This window comes from Geodermatophilus arenarius, from assembly GCF_042654585.1.
Classification (GTDB): Bacteria; Actinomycetota; Actinomycetes; order Mycobacteriales; family Geodermatophilaceae; genus Geodermatophilus; species Geodermatophilus arenarius.
This window is the reverse complement of sequence record NZ_JBHSGR010000029.1, coordinates 1-26,288: the sequence shown is the minus strand read 5'-3', so window position 1 is coordinate 26,288 and position 26,288 is coordinate 1. Positions and strand designations below refer to the sequence as shown.

At 76.2% G+C, this 26,288-nt stretch carries 28 protein-coding genes and 1 pseudogene; 21 read left to right on the top strand and 8 right to left on the bottom strand.

Going from position 1 to position 26,288, the window contains the following annotated elements; genetic code table 11:
* The first annotated feature begins 61 nt into the window (after window positions 1–61).
* The 8 genes from ACFO3M_RS20700 (at window position 62) to ACFO3M_RS20665 (ending at window position 6,747) form a co-directional block, all read left to right on the top strand.
* Complete coding sequence (locus ACFO3M_RS20700; protein ID WP_387993429.1) at window positions 62–853, top strand: ribonuclease HII; 792 nt, start codon at window positions 62–64, stop codon at window positions 851–853.
* Window positions 850–1,170 (top strand): DUF2469 domain-containing protein, encoded by a 321-nt coding sequence (locus tag ACFO3M_RS20695; protein WP_387993427.1) that lies wholly within the window; start codon window positions 850–852, stop codon window positions 1,168–1,170. Before ACFO3M_RS20700 ends, ACFO3M_RS20695 begins: the two co-directional genes overlap by 4 nt.
* A gap of 131 nt (window positions 1,171–1,301) precedes the next feature.
* The gene (locus ACFO3M_RS20690) at window positions 1,302–1,661 is read left to right on the top strand and encodes a YraN family protein (protein ID WP_387993424.1); all 360 of its coding nucleotides are present in this window, start codon (window positions 1,302–1,304) and stop codon (window positions 1,659–1,661) included.
* Complete coding sequence (locus tag ACFO3M_RS20685; RefSeq protein WP_387993422.1) at window positions 1,658–3,178, top strand: YifB family Mg chelatase-like AAA ATPase; 1,521 nt, start codon at window positions 1,658–1,660, stop codon at window positions 3,176–3,178. The genes ACFO3M_RS20690 and ACFO3M_RS20685 overlap by 4 nt, the downstream gene beginning before the upstream one ends.
* Window positions 3,175–4,431 carry a DNA-processing protein DprA gene (dprA, locus tag ACFO3M_RS20680; RefSeq protein WP_387993419.1) on the top strand — a complete coding sequence of 419 codons (1,257 nt, stop codon included), beginning with the start codon at window positions 3,175–3,177 and terminating at the stop codon, window positions 4,429–4,431. Before ACFO3M_RS20685 ends, dprA begins: the two co-directional genes overlap by 4 nt.
* Before the next feature lie 125 nt (window positions 4,432–4,556).
* A complete protein-coding gene (locus tag ACFO3M_RS20675) occupies window positions 4,557–5,492 on the top strand; it encodes a tyrosine recombinase (protein WP_387993416.1) in 936 nt (311 codons plus the stop codon).
* A 72-nt stretch (window positions 5,493–5,564) separates the two neighbouring features.
* Window positions 5,565–6,368 carry an RNA polymerase sigma factor WhiG gene (gene whiG / locus ACFO3M_RS20670; protein WP_387993413.1) on the top strand — a complete coding sequence of 268 codons (804 nt, stop codon included), beginning with the start codon at window positions 5,565–5,567 and terminating at the stop codon, window positions 6,366–6,368.
* 7 nt (window positions 6,369–6,375) lie between these two features.
* Entirely contained in the window at window positions 6,376–6,747 is a 372-nt protein-coding gene (locus ACFO3M_RS20665) for an antibiotic biosynthesis monooxygenase family protein (RefSeq protein WP_387993410.1), read from the top strand.
* Here the strand turns inward: ACFO3M_RS20665 and ACFO3M_RS20660 are convergent.
* Both ACFO3M_RS20660 and ACFO3M_RS20655 read right to left on the bottom strand, forming a co-directional pair.
* Entirely contained in the window at window positions 6,675–7,277 is a 603-nt protein-coding gene (locus ACFO3M_RS20660; RefSeq protein WP_387993408.1) for a TMEM175 family protein, read from the bottom strand. The two genes, ACFO3M_RS20665 and ACFO3M_RS20660, sit on opposite strands and share 73 nt — an antisense overlap.
* A gap of 48 nt (window positions 7,278–7,325) precedes the next feature.
* Window positions 7,326–7,829, bottom strand: a complete 504-nt coding sequence (locus tag ACFO3M_RS20655; protein ID WP_387993405.1) for a M23 family metallopeptidase — start codon at window positions 7,827–7,829, stop codon at window positions 7,326–7,328.
* Window positions 7,830–8,133: 304 nt separating this feature from the next.
* Here ACFO3M_RS20655 and rpsB point away from each other — a divergent pair, with 304 nt between their 5' ends.
* The 5 genes from rpsB (at window position 8,134) to ACFO3M_RS20630 (ending at window position 12,592) form a co-directional block, all read left to right on the top strand.
* Complete coding sequence (gene rpsB / locus ACFO3M_RS20650; protein WP_387993402.1) at window positions 8,134–8,991, top strand: 30S ribosomal protein S2; 858 nt, start codon at window positions 8,134–8,136, stop codon at window positions 8,989–8,991.
* A gap of 102 nt (window positions 8,992–9,093) precedes the next feature.
* Complete coding sequence (gene tsf / locus ACFO3M_RS20645) at window positions 9,094–9,909, top strand: translation elongation factor Ts (protein WP_387993399.1); 816 nt, start codon at window positions 9,094–9,096, stop codon at window positions 9,907–9,909.
* A gap of 142 nt (window positions 9,910–10,051) precedes the next feature.
* Complete coding sequence (gene pyrH, locus ACFO3M_RS20640; protein ID WP_456903815.1) at window positions 10,052–10,840, top strand: UMP kinase; 789 nt, start codon at window positions 10,052–10,054, stop codon at window positions 10,838–10,840.
* A gap of 71 nt (window positions 10,841–10,911) precedes the next feature.
* The gene (frr, locus tag ACFO3M_RS20635) at window positions 10,912–11,469 is read left to right on the top strand and encodes a ribosome recycling factor (RefSeq protein WP_387993397.1); all 558 of its coding nucleotides are present in this window, start codon (window positions 10,912–10,914) and stop codon (window positions 11,467–11,469) included.
* A 22-nt stretch (window positions 11,470–11,491) separates the two neighbouring features.
* A complete protein-coding gene (locus tag ACFO3M_RS20630; RefSeq protein WP_387993395.1) occupies window positions 11,492–12,592 on the top strand; it encodes a phosphatidate cytidylyltransferase in 1,101 nt (366 codons plus the stop codon).
* Here ACFO3M_RS20630 and ACFO3M_RS20625 read toward each other — a convergent pair.
* From ACFO3M_RS20625 to ACFO3M_RS20615, 3 genes are read right to left on the bottom strand one after another with little or no spacing between them, the layout of a single operon-like run.
* A complete protein-coding gene (locus tag ACFO3M_RS20625; protein WP_387993392.1) occupies window positions 12,556–13,686 on the bottom strand; it encodes a GNAT family N-acetyltransferase in 1,131 nt (376 codons plus the stop codon). The genes ACFO3M_RS20630 and ACFO3M_RS20625 overlap by 37 nt on opposite strands.
* Window positions 13,683–14,447 carry a polyphosphate kinase 2 family protein gene (locus tag ACFO3M_RS20620; protein WP_387993389.1) on the bottom strand — a complete coding sequence of 255 codons (765 nt, stop codon included), beginning with the start codon at window positions 14,445–14,447 and terminating at the stop codon, window positions 13,683–13,685. Before ACFO3M_RS20620 ends, ACFO3M_RS20625 begins: the two co-directional genes overlap by 4 nt.
* A gap of 32 nt (window positions 14,448–14,479) precedes the next feature.
* Entirely contained in the window at window positions 14,480–15,118 is a 639-nt protein-coding gene (locus ACFO3M_RS20615) for a TrmH family RNA methyltransferase (protein ID WP_387993386.1), read from the bottom strand.
* A gap of 126 nt (window positions 15,119–15,244) precedes the next feature.
* Between ACFO3M_RS20615 and ACFO3M_RS20610 the strand changes: the two genes are divergently transcribed.
* The 3 genes from ACFO3M_RS20610 (at window position 15,245) to ACFO3M_RS20600 (ending at window position 18,408) form a co-directional block, all read left to right on the top strand.
* Window positions 15,245–16,417 (top strand): hypothetical protein, encoded by a 1,173-nt coding sequence (locus ACFO3M_RS20610; RefSeq protein ID WP_387993383.1) that lies wholly within the window; start codon window positions 15,245–15,247, stop codon window positions 16,415–16,417.
* 62 nt (window positions 16,418–16,479) lie between these two features.
* A complete protein-coding gene (gene rlmN / locus ACFO3M_RS20605; RefSeq protein WP_387993381.1) occupies window positions 16,480–17,655 on the top strand; it encodes a dual-specificity RNA methyltransferase RlmN in 1,176 nt (391 codons plus the stop codon).
* 36 nt (window positions 17,656–17,691) lie between these two features.
* Window positions 17,692–18,408 (top strand): VIT1/CCC1 transporter family protein, encoded by a 717-nt coding sequence (locus tag ACFO3M_RS20600; RefSeq protein ID WP_387993378.1) that lies wholly within the window; start codon window positions 17,692–17,694, stop codon window positions 18,406–18,408.
* A 56-nt stretch (window positions 18,409–18,464) separates the two neighbouring features.
* Here the strand turns inward: ACFO3M_RS20600 and ACFO3M_RS20595 are convergent, their stop codons facing one another.
* The gene (locus ACFO3M_RS20595; RefSeq protein WP_387993375.1) at window positions 18,465–18,785 is read right to left on the bottom strand and encodes a DUF2631 domain-containing protein; all 321 of its coding nucleotides are present in this window, start codon (window positions 18,783–18,785) and stop codon (window positions 18,465–18,467) included.
* An 86-nt stretch (window positions 18,786–18,871) separates the two neighbouring features.
* On the opposite strand from ACFO3M_RS20595, the gene dxr reads away from it, so the two are divergent.
* The 5 genes from dxr to ACFO3M_RS20570 all read left to right on the top strand — a co-directional run bounded on the left by dxr (window position 18,872) and on the right by ACFO3M_RS20570 (window position 25,578).
* A complete protein-coding gene (gene dxr, locus ACFO3M_RS20590) occupies window positions 18,872–20,074 on the top strand; it encodes a 1-deoxy-D-xylulose-5-phosphate reductoisomerase (protein WP_387993373.1) in 1,203 nt (400 codons plus the stop codon).
* A complete protein-coding gene (locus ACFO3M_RS20585) occupies window positions 19,996–21,459 on the top strand; it encodes a M50 family metallopeptidase (protein WP_387993504.1) in 1,464 nt (487 codons plus the stop codon). Before dxr ends, ACFO3M_RS20585 begins: the two co-directional genes overlap by 79 nt.
* Window positions 21,460–21,500: 41 nt before the next feature.
* Window positions 21,501–22,676 carry a flavodoxin-dependent (E)-4-hydroxy-3-methylbut-2-enyl-diphosphate synthase gene (ispG, locus tag ACFO3M_RS20580; RefSeq protein WP_456903804.1) on the top strand — a complete coding sequence of 392 codons (1,176 nt, stop codon included), beginning with the start codon at window positions 21,501–21,503 and terminating at the stop codon, window positions 22,674–22,676.
* Between the two features lie 31 nt (window positions 22,677–22,707).
* Window positions 22,708–23,559: a GNAT family N-acetyltransferase gene (locus ACFO3M_RS20575; RefSeq protein ID WP_387993370.1), complete on the top strand. Its 852-nt coding sequence runs from the start codon at window positions 22,708–22,710 to the stop codon at window positions 23,557–23,559.
* 111 nt (window positions 23,560–23,670) lie between these two features.
* On the top strand, window positions 23,671–25,578 hold the full coding sequence (locus tag ACFO3M_RS20570; RefSeq protein WP_387993367.1) for a penicillin-binding transpeptidase domain-containing protein: 1,908 nt from the start codon (window positions 23,671–23,673) through the stop codon (window positions 25,576–25,578).
* 57 nt (window positions 25,579–25,635) lie between these two features.
* Here the strand turns inward: ACFO3M_RS20570 and ACFO3M_RS20565 are convergent, their stop codons facing one another.
* The gene (locus ACFO3M_RS20565; protein WP_387993365.1) at window positions 25,636–26,088 is read right to left on the bottom strand and encodes a ferritin-like domain-containing protein; all 453 of its coding nucleotides are present in this window, start codon (window positions 26,086–26,088) and stop codon (window positions 25,636–25,638) included.
* Window positions 26,089–26,098: 10 nt separating this feature from the next.
* Window positions 26,099–26,288: pseudogene (locus ACFO3M_RS20560) on the bottom strand (hypothetical protein); the annotation flags it as partial.

The window sequence follows — 26,288 nt, the reverse complement described above, 5'->3', positions numbered from 1 at the left end:
GGCCCGTCCTGCCGTCCCGGGGGCGGGTCGTGTCCCCGGGGCGTCGTAGTGTCGGACGGCGATGGCAGGCCGTCCTCCCCCCGCTCACCGGGCCGCCGCGACGCCGGTCCACCGCACCCGCCGTACGGACCCCGCCGGCGACCCGGGCCGCGACGACTCGCTCTGGGACATGGAGCGGTCGCTGCGCCGGCGCGGCTTCTCCGCCGTCGCCGGCGCCGACGAGGCCGGCCGCGGCGCGTGCGCCGGGCCGCTGGTCGCCGCCGCGTGCGTGCTCCCCGCCGGCCGCCGCGGACGGGTCCCCGGGCTGGCCGACTCCAAGCTCCTGACCGCCGCGGCGCGGGAGCGGGTCTACGCCGAGGTCGTCGACCGCGCGCTGTCCTGGTCGGTCGTGGTCGTCCCGGTCGCCGACCTCGACGCGCGCGGCATGCACGTCACCAACCTCGAGGCGCTGCGCCGCGCGGTCAGCGCGCTGGACCCGCCGGCGGACTACGTGCTCACCGACGGGTTCTCCGTGCCCGGCCTCGGGGTGCCGGCCCTGGCCGTGTGGAAGGGCGACCGGGTCGCCGCCTGCGTGGCCGCGGCGTCGGTGCTGGCCAAGGTGACCCGGGACCGGATCATGCTCGACGTGCACGAGCGCTTCCCCGAGTACGACTTCGCGGTGCACAAGGGCTACACGACCGAGGCGCACACCGCCGCGCTGGAGCGTCACGGGCCCTGTCCCGAGCACCGGTCGCGCTTCGTCAACGTCGTCCGCGCCCGCGACGCGCGCGCCGTCCGGGAACTCCAGCTCACCGCTGCCGGCGGCATGGTCGATGATGGGGGCATGCGCACGATCTCCGGAGAGCCGCGATGAGCACCGAGGACCTGGAGAAGTACGAGACCGAGATGGAGCTGCAGCTCTATCGCGAGTACCGGGACATCGTCCGGCAGTTCACCTACGTGGTGGAGACCGAGCGGCGCTTCTACCTGGCCAACGCCGTCGACCTGCAGGTCCGCGAGGCCGGCGGCGAGGTGTTCTTCGAGCTCAAGCTCTCCGACGCCTGGGTCTGGGACATGTACCGGCCGGCGCGGTTCGTCCGCAACGTGCGGGTGCTGACGTTCAAGGACGTCAACGTCGAGGAGCTGGACAAGCCCGACCTCGAGCTGCCCGACGGGCCCCGCATCACCTGATCGCATCCGCACGCCCGGGAGACTGACCGCCCGGGCCGGCGGGACCGCCCGCGCCGTCCACAGCCCGGGCCGCCGTCCACAGACCGCCGTGCCGGACCGTGCCGGGCGCCCGCCCGGGTCACGGTCGGCGGGTGTCCACGAGAACCGAACTCGGCAGCCGCGGGGAGACCATCGCCGCGGCCTACCTCACCGATGCCGGGCTGGCCGTCCTCGACCGCAACTGGCGGTGCCGCGACGGCGAGCTCGACATCGTTGCCCGCGAGGGCGCGGCCATCGTCTTCTGCGAGGTCAAGACCCGCCGGGCCACCGGCTTCGGCCACCCCGTCGAGGCGGTGACCGCGGCCAAGCAGCGGCGGCTGCGCACGCTGGCCCAGCGGTGGCTGGCCGCCCACGACGAGCACGCGCCCGACCTGCGCTTCGACGTCGTCGGCGTGCTGGTGCGCCCAGCCGCGCCGGCGCTGGTCACCCACCTGCGCGGGGCGTTCTCGTGACGCTCGCCCGCACCTGGTCGGTCGGGCTGGCCGGGGTGTCCGGTGCGATGGTCGAGGTCGAGGTGGACATGTCCGCCGGCGTCCCCGGCGTGGCGCTCGTCGGCCTGCCCGACGCCGTGGTGCGCCAGTCGGTCGACCGCGTCCGGGCGGCCGTGGTCAACACCGGGGCGTCCTGGCCGATGCGCCGGATCACCATCGGGCTGTCGCCGGCGTCGATGCCCAAGCAGGGCAGCGGCTTCGACCTCGCGCTGGCCGCCGCCGTGCTCGCCGCGGCCGGCACGTTCCCGTCCGACGCCGCCGACGGGCTGGTGCTGCTCGGCGAGCTCGGGCTCGACGGCTCGGTGCGCGCGGTGCGCGGCGTCCTGCCCGCCGTGCTGGCCGCCGCCCGGGCCGGGCACGGCACCGTCGTCGTCCCGGCCGGCAACGCGGAGGAGGCGGCGCTGGTCGACGGCGTCGACGTCCTCGCCGCACGCACCCTCGGCGACCTGGTGGCCCACCTGTCCGGGCGCGCCCGGCTGGCGCCGCACGCCCGCGGGCCGCTGCCCCCGCCGGCACCGGCGCCGGACCTCGGCGACGTCGTCGGCCAGGCCGCGGGCCGGCGCGCGGTGGAGGTGGCCGCGGCCGGCGGGCACCACCTGCTCCTCACCGGGCCGCCGGGGGCGGGGAAGACGATGCTCGCGGAGCGGCTGCCCGGCCTGCTGCCCGTCCTCGACGAGCGGGCCGCGCTCGAGGTCACCGCCATCCACTCGGTCGCCGGCACGCTGCCTCCGGACGCGCCGCTGCTCAGCCGGCCGCCGTTCGAGGCGCCGCACCACTCGGCCACGATGGCCGCCCTCGTCGGCGGCGGGTCGGGCGCCATCCGTCCCGGCGCGCTGTGCCGCGCCCACCGCGGCGTGCTGTTCCTGGACGAGGCGCCGGAGTTCGCCCGGGCGACGCTGGACACGCTGCGCCAGCCCCTCGAGCGCGGCCAGGTCACGATCAGCCGGGCCGCCGGGTCGGCGACCTTCCCGTGCCGCGCCCAGCTGGTGCTCGCCGCCAACCCGTGCCCGTGCGCCAGCGCGGCCGGTGACTCCGTCTGCACCTGCAGCCCGCTGGAGCGCCGCCGGTACCGGTCCCGGCTGTCCGGCCCGCTGCTGGACCGCATCGACCTGCGCATCGAGCTGCCGCCGGTCACCCGCGCCGCCTGGCTGGACACCCGTGCGGCCCCCGAGCCGACCGCCGAGGTGGCGGCCCGCGTCGCCGCCGCCCGCGGAGCCGCCGCCGCCCGGCTGCGCGGCACCGGCCTGCTGCTCAACAGCCACGTCCCCGGGCGGCTGCTGCGGGAGCGCTGGGCGGTGCCGCGGCCGGCGCTGGCGCTGGCCGAGCGCGCGCTGGACCGCGGCCTGCTGTCGGTGCGCGGGCTGGACCGCGTGCTGCGGGTGTCCTGGACGCTGGCCGACCTCGCCGGTCGGGCGGTCCCCGACGGCGGCGATGTGGCCGAGGCGCTGGGCATGCGGCTGCAGCGGGTGGCGGCGTGACCGACCCGGCCCTCGAGGAGGACCTCGAGGACGCGCTCGCCGGCCCGGCCGCGGTCGACGGGGTGGCCGTCCCGGGCATCCGGCGCGCCCGCGCCTGGCTGACCCGCGCCGCGGAGCCGGGCTCGGTGGCCCTGTGGCGGTGGGTCGACGACGTCGGCCCGGTCGCGGCGGTGCGCGCCCTGCGGGCCGGGACGGCGCCCGAGCGGGCCCGCGCCCTGGTCGGCGTGCGCGCCGAGCAGGACGCCAGCCTCGCCGACCTCCGCCGGGCGGAGCGGTGCGGGGCCCGGCTGGTGGTCCCCGAGGACGACGAGTGGCCCGCGCTGCCGCTGCACGCGCTGACCGTCGCCACGCACACCGATGGCGACGGCGAGGGCCGGCGCGACCGGACCACCGCGCTCGTGCCGCCGGTCGCCCTGTGGGTGCGCGGGGACCCGCCGCTCGAGCCGACCGTCGACCGCTCCGTGGCCGTCGTCGGCGCGCGGGCGTCCACGGCCTACGGCGAGCACGTGGCCGCCGACCTCGGCGCGCAGCTGGGGGAGCGCGGCTGGACGGTCGTCTCCGGCGGTGCCTACGGCATCGACGTCGCCGCCCACCGCGGCGCCCTGGCCGCGGGTGCCCCCACCGTGGTGGTGCTCGCCTGCGGGGTCGACCGGGCCTACCCGGCCGCCCACTCCGCGGTGTTCGAGCGCATCGTCAGCGGCGGCGGCCTGCTGGTCAGCGAGTGGCCGCCGGGCGCGGCTCCGCACCGGCACCGCTTCCTCGTCCGCAACCGGATCATCGCCGGGCTCACCCGCGGCACCGTGGTGGTCGAGGCCGCGGCCCGCTCCGGCGCGCAGGCCACCGCCCGGCGCGCCCGCGCGCTGGGCAAGGAGGTGCTCGTCGTGCCCGGCCCCGTGACGAGCGCGATGTCGGTCGGCTGCCACGAGCTGCTGCGGGAGCAGGAGTCCGGCGCGCGGCTGGTCAGCAACGCCGCGCAGGTCGTCGAGGCGGTCGGCAGCCTCGGGGACGACCTGGCCGCTCCGGAGCGACGGCCCACGTTCCCCCGCGACGGCCTGTCCGACCTGGCCCGCCGGGTGCTCGACGCCTGCCCGGTGCGGACCGGCGTGAGCGCCGAGCGGCTGGCCGCGGTCGCCGGCTGCGACCCGCTGGAGGCCATGCGGGTGCTGCCCGGCCTCGAGGTCGCCGACCTCGTGCAGTGGACCGGCACCGGCTGGCGGCTGGCCCCACCGCCGCGCACGGGACGCGGCGGGTGACCCGGCGGCCGGTCCCCGGGGGCTCGCCTCCCGGGTGCTGAGGGGCCGGCCCGCCCGCACCGGTCGTGGGCGACCGGACGGCGCGGCGGCTTGACCCACGGACGGTGCCGTCGGACGGTCGGAGAGTGACCGCCCGGACCGCCGACGCCCGCGCCGCGCTGCCGCCGGCGCTCACGGCCGCGCTCGAGGGCTACGAGGACGCGCTGCGGCACGAGCGGGACCTGTCCGAGCACACCGTCCGCGGCTACGTCACCGACGCCGTCTGGCTGCTCGACCACCTCGCCCGCCGCGGCGGCACGCGGGTCGACGAGCTGGACCTCGCCGCGCTGCGCAGCTGGCTGGCCCAGGGCCGCACGCGCGGCGCCAGCCGCGCGACCACCGCCCGCCGCGCCGCCGCCGCCCGCTCGTTCACCGCCTGGCTGCGCCGCTCGGGGCACACCCCCGAGGACGTCGGCCTGCGGTTGGTCAGCCCCAAGGCGCACCGGACGCTGCCCGACGTGCTCGCCCCCGACCAGGCCCGCGCCGTCGTCGAGTCCACCGCCGGCGCCGACGACCCCGTGGGCCTGCGCGACGCCGTCGTCCTCGAGCTGCTGTACGCCAGCGGCATCCGGGTCAGCGAGCTGGTCGGCCTCGACGTCGACGACGTCGACCGCGGCCGCCGGCTGCTGCGGGTCCTCGGCAAGGGCCGCAAGGAGCGCAGCGTGCCCTACGGCGCACCGGCCGAGCGGGCGCTCGACGCCTGGCTGACCCGGGGCCGCCCGGCGCTGGCCACCTCCGACTCCGGCCCGGCGCTGCTGCTCGGCCGGCGCGGGCGGCGGCTGGACCCGCGCGAGGCCCGCCGGACCGTGCACGCCGCGGTGGCCCGCGCGCCGGGCGCGCCCGACGTCGGCCCGCACGGGCTGCGGCACTCCGCGGCCACCCACGTCCTGGAGGGCGGCGCCGACCTGCGCTCCGTCCAGGAGCTGCTCGGCCACGCTAGCCTCGCGACGACGCAGATCTACACGCACGTGACCGTCGAGCGGCTGCGTGCGGTGCACGCCCAGGCGCACCCGCGGGCCTGAGCCGAGCGCCCACCCGAACGACCGTCCCCGGGTCCGGCAGGACCCCAGCCACCACGAAGCGGGAGACCCGACGTGCCCGAGGCCACCATCCACCGGATCGGCGGCGAGTCCGAGGAGGACGCCGACGCCGCGCTGGCCGAGCTGTGGGCGCAGTACGTCGCCGACCGCGCCCCCGAGCTGCGCGACCGGCTGATCCTGCACTACGCGCCGCTGGTCAAGTACGTCGCCGGCCGGGTCGGCAGCGGCCTGCCGGCGCACGTCGAGCAGGCCGACCTGGTCTCCTACGGCACCTTCGGGCTCATCGACGCGATCACCCGCTACCAGCCCTCGCGCGAGGTCAAGTTCGAGAGCTACGCGATGTCCCGCATCCGCGGCGCGATCATCGACGAGCTGCGCAGCACCGACTGGATCCCGCGGTCGGTGCGGATGCGCGCCCGGCAGTTCGAGCGGACGGTCGCCACGCTGGAGAACCAGCTCCAGCGCAGCCCGACCGACGAGGAGATCGCCGCGGCGATGGAGATGGACGTCGAGGACGTGCGCAAGTTCCTCGGCCAGCTCTCCCTGGTCAACGTCGTCGCCCTCGACGAGCTGCTCACCGACGACGACGGCGGCGCGCCCCGGCTGGTCGACACGCTGCAGGACGCCAACGCCCTCGACCCGCAGGCGATGGCCGAGCACGGCGAGGCCCGCCAGCTGCTCGCCCGCGCCGTCGAGCAGCTGCCCGAGCGGGAGAAGGTCGTCGTCAGCCTCTACTACTTCGAGGGCCTGACGCTGGCCGACATCGGCCGCGTCCTCGGCGTCACCGAGAGCCGCATCTGCCAGCTGCACACCAAGGCCGTGCTGCACCTGCGCACCAAGCTCGCCGACATCGCCTGAGCCGCCGGTGGTGCTCGAGCACGCGCTCCTCCCGGTCCGCCCGGGCCGGGAGGAGGAGTTCGAGGCGGCCTTCGGGCGCGCGCGGCCGCTCGTCGAGGCGTCTCCGGGGTTCCGCTCCCTGCGGCTGTCCCGCTGCCTCGAGCGCCCGGGGACCTACCTGCTGCTGGTCGAGTGGGACCGGCTGGAGGACCACACCGAGGGGTTCCGGGGCTCGGTCGGCTACCGGGAGTGGAAGGCGCTGCTGCACTCCTTCTACGACCCGTTCCCGGTGGTCGAGCACTTCACCGACGTGGTGGCGACCGGGGATCAGGCCGCGACGCGGCGCCGCAGCGCGGCCTCGATCGGCCCGGACAGGAACAGCAGGAACATCGCCCAGTAGTGCACGCCCGGCAGCAGCGTGCCGGCCAGGAGGGCGACGAGGAACAGCCCGCTGGCGACCAGTGACGGCCACGGGGGTTGGACCGGGGCGGCGGCGTCGCGGCGCAGGGCGGGGCGCCGCCACAGCAGCAGGCTGATCGCCGTGAGGCAGAACGAGCTCAGGGTGATGGTGCCGATGTAGAGCGCCACCGCGGGCCGGTCGGTGCCGTAGCGGGCCGACACCTGGGTGGCGAAGGGCAGCAGGACGATCGTCAGGATCCACAGCAGGTTGGCGGTGAGGAACGCCTGGTCGTAGGACCCCACGGTCTCGACCACCCGGTGGTGGACCAGCCAGAGTCGCGCGATCACGACGAAGCTGAGGAAGAACGCGCCGATCTGTGACGACTCGTCGGCCAGCAGCGTGCCGAGGCCGGTCCGCGGCTCCGCGCCGTCGAGCAGCTCGGTCAGCGGCAGCACCAGCAGGGTGATGGCGATGGCGACGACCGCGTCGAGGAACGCGACGAAACGGTCGAGGCCCCGTTCGGTCTGCACCCCGCGCAGGCTAGGGGCGGCGGCCGGTCCGGCAGCGGTCCCCGCGCGTCACCCGAGCGGCAGCAGGCGCACGCGCGGCGGGCGCAGCAGCGACAGCGGGTCCAGGTACACCTCGCCGCGCCGCAGACCCCAGTGGAGGCAGGCGGCGGCCGGGCAGCCGGCGTGCCCGGCCGCCAGGGTCCCGAGCGGGGAGCCGCGGGCGACGCGCTGCCCGGCCGCGACGGCGGGGTCGACCGGCTCGTAGGTCGTCCGCAGCCCGTCGGAGTGGTCGACGCTCACCACCGGCCGGCCCGCCACCTGCCCGGCGAAGACGACGACGCCGTCCCCGGCCGCCACCACGACGTCACCGGCGGCGCCGGCGAGGTCCGCGCCGCGGTGCCCGGGGCCGTAGGGCGAGGGCGGGGGAGCGAACGGCCGGGTGACGACCGGCGGCCCGCCCAGCGGTGCGGTCCAGGCGGGGACGGCGGGAACGCCCGGCTCCGCGACGGCGGGCGCCGGCCCGAGCAGGGCGGCGCAGGCCAGCAGGAGGACGAGCAGCGGGCGGGCGGGCACGCCGCCGAGGCTCCCCGCCGGGGGGCCGCAGCGGGCCCCCGGCAGCGCACCTGTGGACGGCCCGGGCACGGGGGAGGAGCGGTCCCGCCCGGCGCGTATGCTGTCCGGTGCGACCCGCCGTGCTGGCGGGTCGACTCCGCGCGTCCTCCACCCGCCAGCACGGCGGGGCAGCCCCACCTCGGTCCCGGTCCACCCGGGTCGGTGGCGCCGCGGGACGCCAGGGCGGGACACCACCCGGTGCCCGCGTCAACCGAGGAGCGCGGCCGCCGGGCGGCCGCGCGCGAGCACGAGAGGCTGCGCCCCCATGGCAGTCGTCAGCATGAAGCAGCTGCTCGACAGCGGCGTCCACTTCGGGCACCAGACCCGTCGCTGGAACCCGAAGATGAAGCGCTTCATCTTCACCGAGCGCAACGGCATCTACATCATCGACCTGCAGCAGACGCTCGGGTACATCGACTCGGCCTACGAGTTCGTCAAGCAGACGGTCTCGCACGGCGGCACGATCCTGTTCGTCGGCACCAAGCGCCAGGCGCAGGAGGTCGTCGCCGAGCAGGCGCAGCGCGTCGGCATGCCCTACGTCAACCAGCGCTGGCTGGGCGGCATGCTCACCAACTTCTCCACCGTCCACAAGCGGCTCCAGCGGCTCAAGGAGCTCGAGGACATGGAGCAGACCGGCGTGATGGCCGGCCTGTCCAAGAAGGAGCAGCTGGGCCTGACCCGCGAGAAGGCCAAGCTCGAGCGCAGCCTCGGCGGCATCCGCGACATGCAGAAGGTGCCCAGCGCCATCTGGATCGTGGACACCAAGAAGGAGCACATCGCCGTCGGCGAGGCCCGCAAGCTGGGCATCCCGGTCGTCGCGATCCTCGACACCAACTGCGACCCCGACGAGGTCGACTACAAGATCCCGGGCAACGACGACGCGATCCGCGCCATCAACGTCCTGACCCGCGTGATCGCCGACGCCGTCGCGGACGGCCTCATGGCCCGCTCGGCCGCGCAGGCCAACGCCGGCCGCGAGGACGGCGCCGAGCAGGCCATCGGTGGCGACGAGCCGCTGCCGGACTGGGAGCGCGAGCTGCTGACCGGTGGCGCCGAGACCGCGACCGAGCAGCCCTCGGACACCTCCGCCACCGCCCCGGCCCCCACCGCCGGCGAGGCCTGAGAACTCCCGCACCGCCCGGCCGCACCGCGCGTGCGGCCGGGCGGCGCGCCGCCCGCGGGCGTCCTCGGGACGCCCACCCCTCCACACCGACGAGGAAGTGACATGCCTGCCTTCACCGCCGCCGACGTCAAGCGGCTCCGCGACGCCACCGGCGCCGGCATGATGGACGCCAAGAAGGCCCTCACCGAGGCCGACGGCGAGTACGACAAGGCCATCGAGCTGCTGCGCATCAAGGGCGCCAAGGACGTCGGCAAGCGCCTTGAGCGCTCCACGACCAACGGCATCGTCGTCAGCAAGCACGGCGCGCTGCTCGAGCTCGACTGCGAGACCGACTTCGTCGCCAAGAACGCCGACTTCGTGGCGCTCGCCGAGCGGCTCGTCGAGATCGTGCTGGAGCAGTCGCCGGCCGACCTCGACGCGCTGATGGCGACCGAGGTCGACGGCCAGACCGTCGCCAAGCTGATCGAGGCCGAGTCCGCCCGCATCGGCGAGAAGCTCGTCCTCTCCCGCTTCGCCACCTTCGAGGGCCCGACCGCGGTGTACCTGCACAAGCGGGCCACCGACCTGCCGCCGGCCATCGGCGTCGCCGTCCAGTACCAGGGCGGCGACGAGGAGGCCGCGCGCGCCCTGGCGATGCACATCGCCGCCGCCCGCCCGCGCTTCCTGTCCCGCGAGGAGGTCCCGGCGGAGGCCGTCGAGACCGAGCGCCGGGTCGCCGAGCAGACGGCCAAGGAGGAGGGCAAGCCCGAGCAGGCGATCGTCAAGATCGTCGAGGGCCGGGTCAACGCCTACTACAAGGACTTCGTCCTGCTCGAGCAGCCGTCGATCACCGAGCCCAAGCGCACGGTGAAGCAGGTCATCGACGAGGCCGGCCTGACCGTGCAGCGGTTCGCCCGCTTCGAGGTCGGCCAGGCCTGACGAGCCGCAGGCGACGGAGACACCACGCCACCGGCCCCGTCCCATCCCCGGGACGGGGCCGGTGGTGTCTCCGGGCCCGGCTGGCGAGCGCCGGGCTCTCTGTCAGGATCACCGAGAACCACGTCGAGCGAGGGAAGAGCTGTTGACCGAGACCGCCACGACGCAGACGACCGAGGCACCCCACCCGCCGCTGTCGGCCCCGAGCGCCTTCCAGCCCGCTGACGGCGCCGGCTACCAGCGGGTGCTGCTCAAGCTCTCCGGCGAGGCCTTCGGCGGCGGCAAGGTCGGCGTCGACTCCGGGATCGTCCACGACATCGCCACCCAGCTGGCCGAGGTCGTCCACGGCGGCACGCAGGTCGCCGTCGTCGTCGGCGGGGGCAACTTCTTCCGCGGCGCCGAGCTGTCCCAGGCGGGCATGGACCGCCGGCACGCCGACTACATGGGCATGCTCGGCACGGTCATGAACTGCCTGGCGCTGCAGGCCTTCTGCGAGCAGGTGGGCCTGGAGACCCGGGTGCAGACGGCGATCACCATGGGCCAGGTCGCCGAGCCCTACATCCCGCGCAAGGCCGTCCGGCACCTGGAGAAGGGCCGGCTGGTCATCTTCGGCGCCGGCGCCGGCATGCCGTACTTCTCCACCGACACCGTCGCCGCCCAGCGCGCGCTGGAGATCGGCTGCCAGGTGCTGCTCATGGCCAAGAACGGCGTCGACGGCGTCTACGACGACGACCCGCGCACCAACCCGGCGGCGACCATGTACGACGAGCTGGACTACACCACGGTCCTCGCCGACCAGCTCAAGGTCGCCGACGCCACGGCCATCAGCCTGTGCATGGACAACCAGATGCCGATCGTGGTCTTCAACCTGCTGCGCGACGGCAACATCGCCCGCGCGGTGGCGGGTGAGAGGATCGGGACGCTGATCAGCTGAGCGGGCGCCGGAACGCGCACGCCGCACCGCAGGACGACGGCGGGGACGATCCCGCCGCAGGAGGAGAGACCGTGATCGACGACACCCTGCTCGACGCCGAGGAGCGGATGGACAAGGCCCTGTCGGTCGCGCGGGAGGACCTCGGCTCGGTGCGCACCGGCCGCGCGGCGCCCTCGATGTTCAACAAGGTCCTGGTCGACTACTACGGCGCGCCGACCCCGGTGCCGCAGATGTCGTCGATCACGGTGCCCGAGGCGCGCATGGCGGTCATCAAGCCCTACGACAACAGCCAGCTGTCGGCCATCGAGAAGGCCATCCGCGACAGCGACCTGGGCGTCAACCCGACCAACGACGGGCAGATCATCCGCGTGGTCTTCCCGCAGCTGACCGAGGAGCGCCGTCGCGACCTGGTCAAGCAGGCCCGGTCCAAGGGCGAGGACGCCAAGGTCGCCATCCGCAACGTGCGCCGCCGCAGCAAGGAGGAGCTCGACCGGATCGCCAAGGACGGCGAGGCCGGCGAGGACGACGTGCGCCGCGCGGAGAAGGAGCTCGACGACCTCACCGCCCAGCACGTGGCGGCCATCGACGAGGCCGTGAAGAACAAGGAGTCCGAGCTGCTCGAGGTCTGAGCCGCTCGCCCCGATCCCTGCCATGACCTCCCGTCCCGACGCCGCCGGGGCCGGCCCGTCCGGGGACGCCGACACCGGGCCGATCCCCGTGGTCCGGCGTCCCTCGCCGCCCCCGCCGCCCGGCCCGCTCCGGCCGGTGCCCCCGCCGACCGGCCCCGTCGCGACGGCCCCGGTCCCCGCCGCGCCGGGCACCCAGGAGATGGCGGTGCCGGCCGCCGGCATCGCCGTCCCGCCCGTCCCCGGGGCACCGGCGGCGCCCGGCCCCGACACGGTCGGCGACGACGCCGGGACCGCACCGCAGGAGCGGAGGAGCGGCCGGGCCGGGCGTGACCTGGTCGCCGCCATCGGCGTCGGCCTGGGCCTCGGCGCGGTCATCCTCGCCTCGCTGCTGCTCTACCGGCCGGCGTTCCTGGTGGTCGTCGTCGCGGCGATCCTGGTCGGCATCGTCGAGCTGGTCCGCGCGCTCGAGGCCGGCGGTGCCCGCCCGCCGCTCGCCCCGGTGCTGGTCGGTGCCGTCGCGATGCTGGTGCTGGCGTGGACCCGCGGCCCCGACGGCCTCGTCGTCGGCTTCCTGCTCACCGTCGTCGCGGTGCTGCTGTGGCGGCTCGGCGACGGCCCCGGGGACTACCGCCGCGACGCCGCCGCCGGCGTCCTGGTCACCCTCTACGTGCCGCTGCTGGCCGGTTTCGCGGTCCTGCTGCTCGTCCCCGACGACGGCGCCGCGCGCGTGCTCGCGTTCATCGCCACCGTGGTCGGCAACGACGTCGGCGGATACGCCGCGGGCGTGCTGTTCGGCCGGCACCCCATGGCGCCGTCGGTGAGCCCGAAGAAGTCGTGGGAGGGCATGGCCGGGTCGGTCGTGGCCTGCGTCGCCGTCGCCACCCCGATCGTCGTGCTCGCCCTCGACGGCCCGTGGTGGGGCGGCGTGCTCGTCGGCGTCGCGCTCGCGGTCACCGCCACGGTGGGCGACCTCGGCGAGTCGCTGATCAAGCGGGACCTCGGCATCAAGGACATGGGCACGCTGCTGCCCGGCCACGGCGGGATCATGGACCGGCTCGACAGCCTGCTGCCCTCGGCGGCGGTGGCCTACCTCCTGCTGTCCTGGGTCGCGCCGCCCGGCTGAGGCGGCCAGGGGGCGCCGATCTCCCACGTCGACCCGACCGCGGCGAAGCCGCGGCGGGCGTACCAGTGGCGCGGCCAGTCGTCGGCGTCGGCCTCGAGGGTGACGAGGTCGCAGCCGGCGTCCGCGGCCAGCTCCAGCAGCCGGGCGAGGACGGCGTCGGCGTGGCCGCGTCCCCGGGCGGCCGGCTCGGTCATCACCGACTCGACCGCCGCGGTCGCGCCGTCGACCCGCAGCTGCCCGGCCGCGACGACCCGGCCGCCCTCCCGCACCACGACGTCGGTCACCGCGACGACCCGGTCGTTGCGGGCCTCCCGGCCCACCAGCTGGGCGACCACCTCGTCGAGGTCCGGGCTCCCCGCCAGGTCGCGCCGCCACCCCGCCTCCCACAGCGGGTGCACCTCCTCCTGCGCGACCACCTCCGCCCGCTCCGCCCCGGGCGGGCCGGGGCCGGCGGGACGGGCCATGACCAGCAGCTCGCCGGCCTCCCAGCCCGCCGCGGCCAGCTCGTGCGCGACCGCACCGGCACCGGGCCGGCGCAGCACCGCCGCGCGGTGGACCCAGCCGGCGTCCGCGGCGACCTCGCCGGCCGTCCGCGCCACCGTGGCCGCGTCGACGGGGTCGTCGAGCACCAGCCGGTTGTCGTCGCGGGAGTGCGCGAAGCGGGGGTCGAGGACGGCCACCCCGCCGGGGACGTCGCGCACCTCGGCGGCCCGCCGGGTGCGCAGCGACAACCCGTGCGCCAGGGCCCGGCCCAGCGCGTCGTCCGGGGCGGGCAGGACCGGAGGCACCGGCGGGCGGTAGGGCACGACGGCGACCACCGCCGCCGTCGGGAGGGGGCCGTACAGGTGCGGGAAGCGCATGCCCGCGGGGTCGGTGCCGACGCCGGGCTCCTCGACCACCGGGTCGGTCAGGCGGGCCGGGTCGACGACGAGCAGGACCAGGTCGCGCCGGCCCGGGAACAGCCGCGCGGCCGGCAGGTGGACCTGCTCCGGGTGCGACAGGTGCACGAACGGCGCCCCGGCCGGCGGCACCGCACCGGCGGACAGTGCGGCCCGCCAGTCGGCCGGGGCGCACAGGTGGACGAGGACGCTCATGCCCCCGGGGTCTCGTCCGGGTCGATCCCGCGCGCGGCCAGCGCCTGCTCGATCGCCTCGCAGACGGCACGGACGACGGCCACCCGCGCCCACCGCTTGTCGTCCCCGGCGACCAGCGTCCACCGTCCCGCCGGGTGGTCGGTGCGCGCGAGCATCTCCTCGACGGCGGCCTCGTACGCCGGGCGCTTCTCCCGGTTGCGCCAGTCCTCGTCGGTGAGCTTCCAGGCCCGGTAGGGGTCGGCCGCGCGGGACTCGAAGCGGCGCAGCTGCTCCTCGGGCGAGACGTGCAGCCAGAACTTGACCAGGACCATGCCCTCGGCGGCCAGCGTCGTCTCCAGGTCGACGATCTCGCCGTAGGCCCGCTGCCACGCCTCCTCGCCGGCGAACCCCTCCACCCGCTCGACCAGCACGCGGCCGTACCAGGTGCGGTCGAGGACGGCCATGCCGCCCCAGCCGGGCAGCACGGGCCAGAACCGCCAGAGGAAGTGGTGCCGCTTCTCGGTCGGGGTGGGGGCGGCGAACTGCGCCACCCGCACGTGCCGGGGGTCCAGCTCGTCGACCAGCCGCTTGATCGCGCCGCCCTTGCCCGAGGCGTCCCAGCCCTCGAACAGCACGCAGACCGGCGGGCCGAGCGGGGTGCCCAGCTGCCCGCCGAGGAACAGCCGGAGGTGCACCAGGCGCTGCTGCGCGGCGGCCAGCTGTTCCTTGGCCTCGCGCTTGCCCAGCCGGAGGGTCAGGTCCACGTCGTCGAGTCGGCCCACCTCGCCGAGCCTGGCGTACGCGGCCCCGCCTGTCAGGTCGGCAGCTGCGCGTGCTGGCGGATCCAGGCGTGCATGGCGATCCCCGCCGCGACGCCGGCGTTGACCGAGCGGGTCGAGCCGAACTGCGCGATGGACAGGACGTCGTCGGCCACCGCCCGTGCCTCCTCCGACAGCCCGGTGCCCTCCTGGCCGAACAGCAGCACGCAGGCCCGGGGGAGGTCGGCGGTCTCGATCGGCCGGGCGCCGGGCAGGTTGTCGACGGCGAGCACCGGCACGCCCCGCTCCCGCGCCCAGGCGCCGAGCGCGGCGGCGTCGGGGTGGTGCCGCACGGTCAGGTACCGGTCGGTGACCATCGCTCCCCGGCGGTTCCACCGCTTCCGGCCGACGACGTGCACCTCCGCGGCGAGGAAGGCGTTGGCCGTGCGCACGACCGTCCCGATGTTGAGGTCGTGCCGCCAGTTCTCGATGGCGACGTGGAACCCGTGCCGGCGCCGGTCGAGGTCGGCGACGATCGCCTCGACGGCCCAGTAGCGGTACCGGTCGACGACGTTGCGCCGGTCCCCGTGCGCCAGCAGCTCGGGGTCGTAGCGCGGGTCCTCCGGCCACGGCCCCTCCCACGGGCCGACGCCGACCGAGTCGAGCGGGACGGGTGCGCGCTCGGCCTCGGACACCCGGCCGACGCTAGCGGGCCGCACCCCGCCGCCCGGCCGCGCCTCCGTCACCCGGTCGGGTCCGTCGGGCACGATGACCACTCCACGGGGTGAGCATCGGATGACAGTCAGTGACAGCGAGGTGGGATGGCGGCGCGGCAGGACGGCGACCCCGAGGAGGCCGGCACCCCGGTCGAGCCGTGGGGGGAGTGGCTGCCCGGGTGGGTGAACGAGCCCGGCCCCGGGGCGGCTGACGAGGACGCCCCGGTCGAGGAGGTCCTCGAGGACGCCCCGGTCGATGACGCCCCGGTCGGGGAGGTCCTCGAGGACCTCCCGCTCGACGAGGGGCCGGTCGACGAGGTCGCCGAGGACGCCCCGGTCGAGGAGGCGCCGGTCGGCGGGGCCGCGGACGACGAGGACGTCCTCGAGACCCCCGTGCCGGCAGCCGACGACCTCGACGGCACCGCCGCCGGGGAGCACCCGGAGGTGGCGAGCGCCGAGGACGACGGGCCGGGGACGTCCTCTCCTGGCGGTCCTCCCGTGACCGGCTCCCCGGCGACCGCGGCCCCGGACGCGGTGCCGGTCCCGGAGGCCCTGCCGGTCCCGGCGATCGCCGAGGTCGTGACGCCTCGTGTGGTCGTCCGCCCGCGGGTGCGGCCCCGGCGTCGGGTCGGCGTCGCCGTGGCGGCGGGCGTGCTCGCCGCCTGCGGCGTCACCGGTGCGGTCCTGCTGGCGGGTGCCTCGTCCGGCTCGGTCCCGACGGCGGCCGTGCAGTCCTCGCCGTCGGCGGTCGCCGCGCCGACGCGGGCCGTCCCGGCGCCGAGGCCGTCCGTCGTCGCCGGTGTCGTCCCCCTCGCCCCGACGACCAGCGTGCCCGCGCCGGCCACGTCCGCGCCGGTCACCGACCCCGCCCCGGCCCCGGTGCGGACCAGCGCGACGCCGTCCCCTGCGACGACCCCGGACGCCCCGCTGCCGGCGGTCGTCGCGCCGGAGCCGTCCGCGGCACCGGAGGTCGTCCCGGTGCCGCCGCCGGTCGGACCGGCGGAACCCCCCGGATCCGGGACGGACGCGGTGCCGACCACCGAGCCGGCCACGCCGACGGGATCGGTCGAGGAGCCCGTGCCCACCCCGACCCCGACGACGACCCCGGCGCCGCCCCCGACCCCGACACCGACCCCGCCGCCCTCGACCTCGACCGAGGACGACCTCCCGGACCCGGACGGCGAGGTGGCGCCCACCCCGACCCCCGCACCCACCTCCGCACCGACGACGGGGGCACCGGTGCCCACCGCCGCGCCGACGGGCGCAGGGGCGTCCTGAGCGAGCGACCTCACCCGCACGGCGGCCCACGCCCGGCCCGGGGGTGGGACGATGGAGGGGTCATGACTGCCCTGCCGCTCGTCCTCGACGCCCCCCGCCGGGGCAAGCCGCCGCGCCACCTCGCCGACCTCACCCGCGAGGAGGCGCGCGCCGCCGTCGCCGAGCTCGGGCAGCCGGCGTTCCGCGCCGACCAGCTCGCCCGGCACTTCTTCCGCGGCACCACCGACCCGGCGCGGATGACCGACGTGCCCGCCGCGGTGCGCGAGACGCTGTCCGAGGCGCTGCTGCCGGGCCTGCTCACGCCCGTGCGCCACCAGTCGGCCGACGGCGGGCGCACCCGCAAGACGCTGTGGCGGCTGCACGACGGCGCGCTGGTCGAGAGCGTGCTCATGCGCTACCCCGACCGGGCCACCGTCTGCATCTCCAGCCAGGCCGGCTGCGGCATGGCCTGCCCCTTCTGCGCCACCGGCCAGAACGGGCTGACCCGCAACCTCTCGGCGGCCGAGATCATCGGCCAGGCGGTCGCCGCCGCCGCGGCCATGGCGTCGGGGGAGATCCCCGGCGGGCCGGGCCGGCTGTCCAACGTCGTCTTCATGGGCATGGGCGAGCCGCTGGCCAACTACGCCCGGGTCCGCCGCACGCTGGACGCGCTGCTCACCTCCGCGCCGTGGGGCCTGGGCCTGTCGCAGCGGTCGGTCACCGTCTCCACCGTGGGCCTGGTGCCGGCGATCCGGCGGCTGACCGAGGAGGGCCTGGGCGTCACCCTCGCGGTGAGCCTGCACGCCCCCGACGACGAGCTGCGCGACACCCTCGTGCCGATCAACACCCGGTACAAGGTGGCCGACGTCGTCGACGCGGCCGACGCCTACGCCGCGCGCACCGGACGCCGCTACTCGGTGGAGTACGCCCTCATCCGCGACGTGAACGACCAGCCCGAGCGCGCCGACCTGCTCGGCCGGCTGCTGTCGGAGCGGCTCGCGCACGTCAACCTCATCCCGCTGAACCCGACGCCGGGCAGCCCCTGGGACGCCAGCCCGCTGCCCGCGCAGCGGGAGTTCGTGGCCCGGCTGCGCGCGCACGGGGTGCCGACGACGGTCCGCGACACCCGCGGCCAGGACATCGACGGTGCCTGCGGCCAGCTGGCCGCGGCCGACCGCGCCGAGGGCGTGCCGACCGTGGCCACGCCGGTCCCGGCGCTGGAGACCCCGGTCGAGCTGGGAGCCGAGGCGGACGCGTGAGCACCGGGGACGCCGCGTGAGCACCGGGGACGCCGCGTGAGCACCGAGGTCCCCACCGCCGAGGCGCACGAGCACAGCCACGCCGACGTCTCGGGCGGCTGGCTGCGGGCCGCCGTCTTCGGCGCGATGGACGGGCTGGTGACCAACACCGCGCTGGTCGCGGGTGTCGGCGGTGGCGGCGCCTCGTCGCACGCGATCGTGCTCTCCGGCGTCGCCAGCCTGGTCGCCGGGGCGATCTCGATGGCGCTGGGGGAGTACACCTCGGTCAGCACGCAGAACGAGCAGCTCGACCTCGAGGTGGAGAAGGAGCGCCGCGAGCTCGCGCGCAACCCCCAGGGCGAGCTGGCCGAGCTGGTGCAGATGCTGCGCGTGCGGGGCGTCGACGCCGACCTCGCCGAGCGGGTCGCCGTCCAGCTGCACCGCGACCCCGACACGGCGCTGCGGCTGCACGTGGTCGCCGAGCTGGGGCTCAACCCGGCCGACAAGCCCTCGCCGTGGACCGCGGCGGTCTCCTCGTTCCTCACCTTCGCCACCGGCGCGGTGATCCCGCTGCTGCCCTACCTGCTCGGGTTCTCGGTCCTCGCCGCGGCGCTGGTCTGCGGCGCGGTCGGCCTGGCCGCGGCCGGAGCGCTGTCCTCGCGCTTCACCCCGCGCTCCTGGTGGTCCGCGGCCCTGCGGCAGCTGCTGTTCGGGGCGCTGGCAGCGGGAGCGACGTACGCCATCGGCGCGGCGATCGGCGTCGCGGTCTCCTGACACGACGACGCCCGACCCGGCGGGGGCCGGATCGGGCGTCGAGTGTCCGTCGAGGGCTACCTGCGCCAGGCGGTGCGCTTGCGGTGCAGGTCCCACAGCAGCACCACGACCAGGCCGGCGGAGATGCCGAACAGCCACAGGTCCTCCATGCGGCCCTCGTGGTTGCCCCACGTGTAGGACAGCATGACCAGCACGGTCAGCCAGCCGGCGATCTGCGCCCACTTGCCGGTGCGGGCGTGCCAGCCCCAGTCCTCGGGCCGCTCCTCGTCGACCGGGTGCTCCCCGGCGCGGACGACGCCCTCCTCGCGGTTGGGCTGGTTGACGCGCGTGGTCTGCGGGTCGTGCTGGCGGACCCCGGGGCCGGACTGCTCGCTCACGCCCCTCATCCTGCCAGCCCCGTCCGCGGGTCACCGGTCGAGGTGTGGTGGGCGGGTCGCGTCCCGCGTCGGGGAGGATGCCGCTCATGAGCGAGCCGCGCGAGGTGACCGTGCTGGGCTCGACCGGGTCGATCGGCCGGCAGGCGATCGCGGTCGCCGAGCAGAACCCCGGCCGGCTGCGGATCACCGCGCTGGCCGCCGGCGGCGGCGACGTGGCCCGGCTGGCCGAGCAGGCGCTGACCCTCGGCGTCCGCACGGTCGCGGTGGCCCGCGCGACCGCCGCCCAGGACCTGCAGCTGGCCTTCTACGCGGCGGCCTCCCAGCGCGGCTGGGCGCGGGGCGAGTACGCGCTGCCGGAGATCCTCGCCGGGCCGCGCGCCGCCGAGGAGCTCGCCGCCCGCCCCGCCGACGTGGTCCTCAACGGGATCACCGGCTCGATCGGGCTGGGCCCCACCCTGGCCGCGCTGCGGGCCGGCAACGTCGTCGCGCTGGCCAACAAGGAGTCCCTGGTCGCCGGCGGGGACCTCGTGACCGCCGCGGCCGCGCCCGGCCAGCTGGTGCCGGTGGACTCCGAGCACTCGGCGCTGGCGCAGTGCCTGCGCGGCGGGCGCAGGAGCGAGGTCGCCCGGCTGGTGCTCACCGCCAGCGGCGGGCCGTTCCGCGGGCGCAGCGCCGCCGACCTCGCCGACGTCACCGTCGAGCAGGCGCTGGCGCACCCCACGTGGGCCATGGGCCCGGTGGTGACGATCAACTCGGCCACGCTGGTCAACAAGGGCCTGGAGCTGATCGAGGCGCACCTGCTGTTCGGGGTGCCCTACGCCGACATCGACGTCGTGGTGCACCCGCAGTCGATTGTGCACTCGATGGTCACCTTCGCCGACGGCGCCACCATCGCCCAGGCCAGCCCGCCGGACATGCGGCTGCCGATCGCGCTGGCGCTGGCCTGGCCCGACCGGCTGCCGCACGTGCAGTCCGCGCTGGACTGGTCGACGGCGAGCACCTGGGAGTTCGCGCCGCTGGACGCCGACGCGTTCCCGGCGGTGCGGCTCGCGCGCGCGGCGGGGGAGGCCGGGGGCGTCGTCCCGGCGCTGTACAACGCGGCCAACGAGGAGGCGGTGGCGGCGTTCCTCGCCGGGCGGCTGCGTTTCCCGGACGTCGTCGGCCTGGTCGCGCGTACCCTCGACGACGCGCCGGACCTCGGCGCTCCCACCTGCGTCGACGACGTGCTGGCCGCGGAGCGCTGGGCCCGGCAGCACGCCCGCGCCGCTCTCGCCGGAGGCCCCAGCTGAGCATCCTCCTGACGGTCCTCGGGATCGTCGCGTTCGCGATCGGCCTGTTGTTCAGCATCGGCTTCCACGAGTTCGGCCACTTCTTCTGGGCGCGGAAGTTCGGCATGCGCGTGCCGCAGTTCATGGTCGGCTTCGGCCCGACGGTGTTCTCCCGGACGCGCGGCGAGACCGAGTACGGCATCAAGGCGATCCCGCTCGGCGGCTACATCCGCATCGTCGGCATGATCCCGCCGGCCGAGGAGAACGAGAGCAAGCGCGCCACCCGGATGCGGACGTTCATCGCCGAGGTGCGCGGCCAGGCCCTCGACGACGTCCGGCCCAGCGACGCCGGCCGGGTCTTCTACGCCAAGCCCTGGTGGCAGCGCGTGATCGTCATGTTCGCCGGGCCGTTCCACAACCTGGTGCTCGCGGTGGTGTTCTTCGCGATCACGCTCACCGCGATCGGCACCAACGTCATCACCACCCAGCTCGACACGGTCCCCGCCTGCGTCGTCCCGGCCGGTGCGGAGAGCATCGCCGTCGCCGAGGAGCAGGGCGGCGACGTCTGCGACATCCCGATCGTCACCAGCGGCGCCGACGCCGGGCAGCTCTGCGAGGAGGGCACCCCCGGGTGCGCGACGCCGGTGCCCAGCCCCGCCGCCCAGGCCGGGCTGCGGCCGGGCGACACGATCGTGGCGATCGGCGGCCGGCAGGTCGACCCGACCGGCTACGACAGCTGGACCACGGTGCAGCAGGCGATCCGCTCCTCGGCGGGGGAGCCGCTGGCCCTCGCCGTCGAGCGCGACGGCGTGCGCCGGGAGCTCACCGTCACGCCGATCGAGAACGTCGTCCCCACCGACGACGGCGAGGGCACGATGACCGCCGGCTACCTCGGCGTCAGCCCGGTGTTCGGCTTCGCCCGCCAGTCGGTGTCCGACCTGCCCGGCTACTTCGGCATGGTCGTGTCCCAGTCGGTGCAGCGCCTGGTGGAGATCCCCGAGCGCGTCCCGCAGCTGTTCCGCGCCGCCTTCCTCGGCGAGGAGCGCGACGAGAACGGCCCCATCGGCGTCGTCGGCGTCGGGCGGATCTCCGGCGAGGTCTTCGCCATCGAGCAGATCAGCGGCATGGAGAAGCTGAGCTTCTTCCTCGGCCTGCTGGCCAGCGTCAACCTCGTGCTGTTCCTGTTCAACCTGCTGCCGCTGTACCCGCTCGACGGCGGGCACGTGGCCGGGGCGCTGTACGAGAAGGCCCGCTCGGTGGTCGCCCGCTGGCGCGGCCGGCCCGACCCCGGCCCGTTCGACATCGCCCGGCTGATGCCGGTCGCCTACGTCGTCGCCGGGCTGTTCATCGCGCTGTCGGGGCTGCTGCTCGTCGCCGACGTCGTCAACCCGATCACACTCCAGTAGGCGTCGGCGCCGACCCCGCGGGAGCGGGGATACTCGTGGTCATGGCCATCCCCGTCGCTCTCGGCATGCCCGCCGCGCCCCCGCCCGTCCTGGCCCCGCGCCGGAAGACGCGGCAGCTGGACGTCGGCGGCGTGGGCGTCGGCAGCGACTCCCCGGTCAGCGTGCAGTCGATGACGACGACGAAGACCGCCGACGTCAACGCCACCCTGCAGCAGATCGCCGAGCTGACCGCCGCCGGCTGCCAGATCGTGCGGGTCGCCGTCCCCGACACCGACGACGCCGAGGCGCTGCCGGCGATCGCGAAGAAGTCGCAGATCCCGGTCATCGCCGACATCCACTTCCAGCCGCGGTACGTGTTCGCCGCGATCGACGCCGGCTGCGCCGCGGTGCGCGTCAACCCCGGCAACATCAAGAAGTTCGACGACCGGGTCGGCGAGATCGCGAGGGCGGCCAAGGACGCCGGCATCCCGATCCGCATCGGCGTCAACGCCGGCTCGCTCGACAAGCGGCTGCTGGCCAAGTACGGCAAGGCCACCCCGGAGGCGCTGGTCGAGTCGGCGCTGTGGGAGTGCTCGCTGTTCGAGGAGCACGACTTCCGCGACATCAAGATCTCGGTCAAGCACAACGACCCGGTGGTCATGGTGCGCGCCTACGAGCTGCTCGCCGCGCAGTGCGACTACCCGCTGCACCTCGGCGTCACCGAGGCCGGGCCCGCGTTCCAGGGGACGATCAAGTCCGCCGTCGCGTTCGGCGCGCTGCTGTCGCAGGGCATCGGCGACACCATCCGCGTCTCGCTCTCGGCGCCGCCGGTCGAGGAGGTCAAGGTCGGCACCCAGATCCTGGAGTCGCTGAACCTGCGCCAGCGCGGCCTGGAGATCGTCAGCTGCCCCTCGTGCGGCCGGGCGCAGGTCGACGTGTACAAGCTCGCGAACGAGGTGACCGCCGGCCTCGACGGGCTCGAGGTGCCGCTGCGGGTCGCCGTCATGGGCTGCGTCGTCAACGGCCCCGGCGAGGCCCGCGAGGCCGACCTCGGCGTCGCGTCGGGCAACGGCAAGGGGCAGATCTTCGTCAAGGGGCAGGTCGTCAAGACCGTCCCCGAGTCGCAGATCGTCGAGACGCTCATCGAGGAGGCCATGCGCCTCGCCGCCGAGATGCCTGCCGGCGAGCAGGTCGACGCCGGCACGCCGTCCGGCCCGCCGGTCGTCACCGTCAGCTGACCCTCCCCGTCCGTCCTCCTGGGCCCGACCCGTGCTCCGCTCGCCGACCGCCCGCGTCCTCGACGAGACCGACGAGCCGGCCGTCCGCCGGCTGCTGGCCTCCGACCCGGTCGCGGCGTGCGTGCTGGCCGGCCGCGTGGAGGCGGCCGGGACCGCACCGTCGACCCTCGGGGCGCCGCTGTGGGGGATGGGCGCCGGCCGCAGCCTCGACGCCGTCTGCCTGGCCGGGGCCAACCTCATCCCGTTCGCCGTCCCCGGCGCCGAGCGGGCCGCGGCCGAGGCGTTCGCCGAGCGCGCCCGCCGGGCCGGCCGACGCTGCTCGACGATCGTCGGGCCGGCCGCGGCCGTCGCCCCGCTGTGGGAGCTGCTCGAGCCCGCCTGGGGCCCGTGCCGCGACCACCGGCCCCGGCAGCCGCTCCTGGCCATCGACGGCCCGCCGGCGATCGCCCCCGAGCCGCGGGTCCGGCCGGTGCGCCCGCGCGAGGTCGACGTGCTGCTGCCCGCGGCGGTGGCCATGTTCACCGAGGAGGTCGGCGTCAGCCCGCTGCGGACCGACGGCGGCGTCGGCTACCGGGCGCGGGTCGAGGACCTCGTCCGCGCCGGCCAGTCGCTGGCCTGGATCGAGGACGGCCGGGTGCTGTTCAAGGCCGAGATCGGCGCGGTCTCGCGGGCGGCGTGCCAGGTGCAGGGCGTGTGGACCGCGCCGGAGGTGCGCGGCCGGGGCATCGGCGCCGCCGGGATGGCCGCCGTCGTCGAGTACGCGCGGACCATGATCGCCCCGGTGGTCAGCCTCTACGTCAACGACTACAACGCCCCCGCCCGTGCGGTGTACGACCGGGTCGGGTTCCGCGAGGTCGGCCGCTACGCCAGCGTCCTCTTCTAGGAGGACCACCCTTCCCCCCACGCCTCGCGAGCCCGGCGCGGGTCCCTGAAGGGTGGCCGTCCCAGCACGTCGCCACCGGAACGTCGGACCGTTCTGAGAGGCTGTGCCGTCGTGGCAGCACGACGCACGGCGGTCCTCGGCACGGTCCTCACCCTCCTCTCCGCACCGGCCCTCGCCGCCTGCTCCGGCAGCTCGGAGGACGACGTCCGCGCCGCCGCGCGGGCCTTCCTCGACGACTGGGCCGGGGGCGACACCGGCGCCGCGGCCGACGCCACCACCGACCCCGACGCCGCCACCGCGCTGCTCGGGCAGACCGCCACCGACCTGCCCGGGGCCACGCTCGACGCCGAGCTCGGCGACGTCACCGTCCAGGACGGCACCGCCACCGCCGGCTGGACCGCCACCTGGGACCTCGCCGCGGCACCCGACTGGACCTACGAGGCCACCCTCGAGCTGCGGGAGGGGGACGGCGACGGTGCGGGCGCCTGGCGGGTGGTCGCCGAGCCCACGCTGGTACACCCCGAGCTGGGGGAGGGCCAGCGACTGCAGCTGACCCGGTCGCTGCCCGAGCGTGCCGCGATCACCGACGCTGCCGGCCAGCCGCTGTTCACCCCGACCGAGGTCGTCAACGTCGGCGTCGACACCGGCCAGGTCGCCGACCTGCCGTCGCTGGCCGCGGCGCTGTCGTCGGCCACCGGCGTGCCCGCCGAGGAGATCACCGCCGACGTCCAGGCCGCCCCGGCCGGCCAGTTCGTCCCCGTCATCACCCTGCGGCGGCCGGACTTCGAGGCCATCCGCGCCCAGGTCTTCAACCTGCCCGGCGCGGTCTTCCCCACCGAGACGCGGCTGCTCGCGCCGTCGGCCCGGTTCGCCTCCGCGCTGCTCGGCCGGGTCGGGGCGGCCACGGCCGAGGTGCTCGAGGAGACCACCGGGGACGACGAGGCGGTGTACGCGGCGGGGGACCAGCTCGGCCTCTCCGGCCTGCAGCGCGCCTACCAGGAGCAGCTCACCGGCACCCCCGGCTTCACCGTCTCGGTGGTGAGCACCGACGAGTCCACCGGCGACGCCGGCCAGGAGGTCGGCGCCGTCGCCCCCGTCCCCGGCCGGCCGATCCGGACTCCGCTGGTCCGCGCGCTGCAGGACGCCGCCGACGGCGCCGTCGCCACCCAGCCGCTGGCGACCCACCTGGTCGTGGTCCGGCCCGGCACGGGCGAGGTGCTCGCCGTCTCCTCGAACGAGGTCGCGGCGGCCGGCAACGCCCTGACCGGCCAGTACCCGCCGGGCTCGAGCATGAAGACGATCACGGCGACCGCGCTCCTGTCCGCCGGCGCGCTGACCCCGGACACCCCGGTCCCCTGCCCGGGGACGACGGTCGTCGAGGGCCGCGAGTTCGAGAACCAGGACCAGTTCGACCTCGGCACCGTGCCCTTCACCGAGGCCTTCGCCCAGTCCTGCAACACCACCTTCATCCAGGCCGGCCTGCAGCTGCCCGACGACGCCCTGGCCGCGGCGGCCGCCTCCTACGGGGTGGGCAGCGACTGGCAGCTGCCGGTCGACGTGTTCAGCGGCAGCGTCCCGGCCGACGCCACCGGCACCACGAAGGCCGCGGACGCGATCGGCCAGGGCCAGGTGCTCGTGAGCCCGGCGCAGATGGCGCTGGTGGTCGCGGGCGTGGCCGGCGGCACCCCGGCCGCCCCGGTCGAGGTGGTCGGCGCGGACCCGGCGGGCCCCGCACCGGCCGGCCCGGGCCAGGCGGTGCTCGACCAGCTCCGGCCGATGATGCGCCAGGTCGTGCTGAGCGGGACCGCGCAGGCGCTGGCCGACCGCGGCGAGGTCTACGGCAAGACCGGCACCGCCGAGTTCGGCAGCAACACCCCGCCGGACGCGCACGGCTGGTTCACCGGTTACCAGCTCGGCGGCCCGCAGGGCGACATCGCGTTCGCGGTGCTGGTCGAGGGCGGGCAGTCCAGCAGCGCCGCCGTCGCCGTCACCGACGCCTTCCTCGGCGCGCTGGGGTGAGGACCTCCCTGCCCCCTCGCAGGCCCGCGGCGGGCCCCTGCGGGGAGGCCGGGGAGCTCAGTCGAGACCGGGCAGGGCCGACGTGACGGGGGTGCGGCCGGCCGCGGCGCGCCAGGTCACGGCGCGCTCCTCGCCGGCGCCCAGGGAGTCGACGGCGAGCTGCCGCACCCCGGGCTCCTCCGCGGCGTCGAGCAGCGCCACCCAGGCCGCGGAGACGCCGTCCTCGAGCACGACCGCCAGGGCCGCGGCGTCGACCGGCGAGAGCACCGGGAAGGGCAGCTCGTAGCCGGCCTCGGCGGGTACCGGGTCGGCGTCGCGCTCGTCGAGCAGCTCCGCCAGGCGGTCGCGGGAGTCCCGGTGGGCCTGCTCGGCGTCGGCGGCGGGCGACCGGCCGTCGGCCGGCAGGGCGGCCCCGACGACGCCGTACCCCCACACCGCCGCGTGCTCGGCGGCCACCACCGCGCGCAGCGCGGTGTCTTCCGCGCTCCCGGCGGTCCCGTCCTCGGTCACTGCGGCCCCCTCACGCCAGCGCGGCGGCGTGCCCGCGCAGCCCCGCCGCGATCGACCCCAGCAGCGCGGCCCCGGCACCCGAGGCGTCCACGCAGGCGGCCGCGTGCGCGGCGGCCGCGGCGGCCACCTGGTCGCGCAGCCACGCGCGCAGGTCCCCGCCCGCGGGCGGGGCCGGCGGGGGGGACGACGACGGGGTCGCC

Bases quoted from the DNA above. Each gene is read 5' to 3' on its own strand.
- dxr (WP_387993373.1), top strand. From the start codon at position 18,872: ATGAGCGAGCCGCGCGAGGTGACCGTGCTGGGCTCGACCGGGTCGATC.
- ispG (WP_456903804.1), top strand. From the start codon at position 21,501: ATGGCCATCCCCGTCGCTCTCGGCATGCCCGCCGCGCCCCCGCCCGTC.
- ACFO3M_RS20625 (WP_387993392.1), bottom strand. From the start codon at position 13,686: ATGAGCGTCCTCGTCCACCTGTGCGCCCCGGCCGACTGGCGGGCCGCA.
- ACFO3M_RS20630 (WP_387993395.1), top strand. From the start codon at position 11,492: ATGACCTCCCGTCCCGACGCCGCCGGGGCCGGCCCGTCCGGGGACGCC.
- ACFO3M_RS20610 (WP_387993383.1), top strand. From the start codon at position 15,245: ATGGCGGCGCGGCAGGACGGCGACCCCGAGGAGGCCGGCACCCCGGTC.
- ACFO3M_RS20700 (WP_387993429.1), top strand. From the start codon at position 62: ATGGCAGGCCGTCCTCCCCCCGCTCACCGGGCCGCCGCGACGCCGGTC.
- rlmN (WP_387993381.1), top strand. From the start codon at position 16,480: ATGACTGCCCTGCCGCTCGTCCTCGACGCCCCCCGCCGGGGCAAGCCG.
- tsf (WP_387993399.1), top strand. From the start codon at position 9,094: ATGCCTGCCTTCACCGCCGCCGACGTCAAGCGGCTCCGCGACGCCACC.
- rpsB (WP_387993402.1), top strand. From the start codon at position 8,134: ATGGCAGTCGTCAGCATGAAGCAGCTGCTCGACAGCGGCGTCCACTTC.
- ACFO3M_RS20695 (WP_387993427.1), top strand. From the start codon at position 850: ATGAGCACCGAGGACCTGGAGAAGTACGAGACCGAGATGGAGCTGCAG.